At 71.2% G+C, this 2,438-nt stretch carries 3 protein-coding genes; 1 reads left to right on the top strand and 2 read right to left on the bottom strand.

Annotated elements, in window-relative coordinates:
- Nucleotides 1-35: 35 nt before the first annotated feature.
- A complete protein-coding gene (locus COGEMETH_RS24755; protein WP_238185322.1) occupies nucleotides 36-959 on the bottom strand; it encodes a molybdopterin-dependent oxidoreductase in 924 nt (307 codons plus the stop codon).
- A complete protein-coding gene (locus COGEMETH_RS24750; RefSeq protein ID WP_238185321.1) occupies nucleotides 959-1,825 on the bottom strand; it encodes a cytochrome b/b6 domain-containing protein in 867 nt (288 codons plus the stop codon). Before COGEMETH_RS24750 ends, COGEMETH_RS24755 begins: the two co-directional genes overlap by 1 nt.
- 150 nt (nucleotides 1,826-1,975) lie before the next feature.
- Between COGEMETH_RS24750 and COGEMETH_RS24745 the strand changes: the two genes are divergently transcribed.
- Nucleotides 1,976-2,438 (top strand): aspartate carbamoyltransferase (locus tag COGEMETH_RS24745; RefSeq protein ID WP_507763006.1); only part of this gene is annotated, 463 nt, incomplete at its 3' end.

Below are 2,438 nucleotides of genomic sequence, written 5' to 3'. Positions count from 1 at the left end.
CGCCCCCGCAGAGGGGGGAGGGCGACGCCCGTGCCTCAAATCCCCGCGTACCACTCGTAGCCGCGGTCCTCCCAGTAGCCGCCCTGGCCGTCGCCGATCTTGGAAAGCGACTCCACCACCTCGATCCGCATGACGTACTTGGCCTGCTTGTAGCCGAGCTGGCGCTCCAGGCGCAGGCGCAACGGGGCTCCGTTGGAGACCGGCAGCGCCTTGCCGTTGAGGTCGTAGGCCAGGATCGTCTGCGGGTGGAAGGCATCGGTGAGGTCGATGCTCTCGTAGTAGCGGATCGGCGTGCGCGGGTCCTCGGCCGGCTCCGGCTCGGCCCCGCCGCCCCAGGCATCCGCGCCGTCGCCCGCCGCCGCCACGAGGCGCACCGCGCTCGGGGTCTCGGGCCGGACGCGCGGCAGCAGGCTCGCCCCGTTGCCCGAGCCTTCGAGGCCGCCGCCGGCATATTCCAGGGTGTCGGCGCAGTGGAACACGACGTAGCGCGCCTGGGGCTTGAGGCCCGCGCGGGTCAGGAGTTCGGCGAGCGGCACTCCGGCCCACTTGCCGATGCAGCTCCAGCCCTCGACGCAGTCGTGGCGGGTGGTCTGGGTCCGCACGGGGAGGCCGCGCAGGTCGGCGAGGGTCAGGGAGAGCGGCCGCTCGACGAGGCCGCCGACCTCCAGCTTGAACGCGGAGAACCCCTTGGCCGCCAGCGCCTTGTAGGCCCGGTCCGGCGGGTCGATCGTGCCGTTCGGCTTGAACCAGGGCGAGATCTGCGAATCGGAGAACTCGCGGGCGAGCGAGGCCGGGCTCAGCAGCAGGCGCTGCACGAACAGGTTGGCGTCCTCCCCGAGCCTGAGGGTGCGCCGGCCGGCATCCGTGCCGGCGAAGCGGTCGCAGCCCCCGAGCATGGCCGTCCCGGCGAGGCCGGCACCGAGGGTGAGGAAGCGGCGGCGTTGCATGAGGACGGCCATCAGCGGGGCGCTCCATCCCGGCGCGGGCCGGACCCGAGGCTGAACCAGCCGGTGACCATGCCGCGCATGTTGTTCCAGAACCCCGAGACCAGCACGAGCAGCACGTGCACGATGACGAACAGGACCAGGAGGTTGGCCACGATGAAGTGGACGCTGCGGGCCGATTGCCGGCCGCCGAAGATTTCGGTGAGCCAGGGCCAGGCGGCGTCCATGCCCGGCGACATCGCCAGCCCGGCGAGCACCATCACCGGCAGCAGCACGAGGACGACGACGAGGTAGGTGAGCTTTTGCAGCACGTTGTAGCGCTTGGCCTCCTCCCCTTCCGGGAAGTGCAGGGTGAGGTGCTCGCGGATCGAGCCGCCGAGGTCGCGGATCTGGTCCCCGTCCGGGATCAGGCGGCGGCGCAACTGCCCGCTGCCGATGCCGTAGGCGAGGTAGATCAGCCCGTTGATCACGAAGGCCCAGGCGAACAGGAAGTGCCAGCGCCGGCCGGTGGCGAGGTCCTGGCTCGCGGGCAGCGTGCTCCAGGCGGGAAACGCCCGCTCCTGCGCCTCGCCGGCGAAGTTCGACACGCCGAGGACGCCCGTCGTGCCGAAGGACCGGCCGCCGACCGTGACGATGCCGCGGGCCACGCCGTCCGCGTCCTGCTCGCTGGTGATGGCGAGCGCCGGGGTGTCGAAGGTCGAGGTCGAGCCCCAGTACAGGGCCGGGTGGGCGTTGAAGATCTGCAGGCCGCTCATCAGCAGGACGAGGAGCGTGGCCGCGTTGACCCAGTGGGCGAGGCGAATCACCAGGGGATGCCGGAAGAACCAGACCGGCCCGGTCCCGGCGGCCCGGCTCGCGGAGAGGGTGGAGGTGGACGCCAAAGGGACGCTCGCGTTGCGGGGGAGGAGACGGTCCGGATTTCGTACGGACTCGGAGACCGGTTACGTGGCGCGAGCGCGAAAAGTTGCCAGCCTGCCCCCGCGCCCCGGCTTGCGGGAGCCCCGGCAGCTATCTATCACCGGGCCCACGCCATGACCGATCCCGCGCATCCGAGCTTCCCGCACCGGCACCTCCTCGGCATCGAGGGCCTGTCGCGCCCGGATATCGAGGGCCTGCTCGACCGGGCGGATGCGGCCGTCGACATCTCCCGCCAGGTCGAGAAGAAGCGCACGACGCTGCGCGGGCGCACCCAGATCAACCTGTTCTTCGAGCCCTCGACGCGGACGCAATCCTCGTTCGAACTCGCCGGCAAACGGCTCGGCGCCGACGTGATGAACATGTCGGTGGCCTCCTCCTCGGTGAAGAAGGGCGAGACCCTGATCGACACCGCGGCGACGCTGAACGCCATGCGCCCCGACATCATCGTGGTGCGCCACCAATCGGCCGGCGCCGTGCACCTGCTCGCCCGCAAGGTCGACTGCTCCGTGGTCAACGCGGGCGACGGCGCCCACGAGCACCCGACCCAGGCGCTCCTCGACGCGCTCACCATCCGCC

The organism is Methylobacterium trifolii (assembly GCF_022179685.1).
GTDB classification, from domain to species: Bacteria; Pseudomonadota; Alphaproteobacteria; order Rhizobiales; family Beijerinckiaceae; genus Methylobacterium; species Methylobacterium trifolii.
The sequence above is the reverse complement of the archived record's forward strand: the minus strand, read 5'-3'. Positions and strand labels throughout refer to the sequence as shown.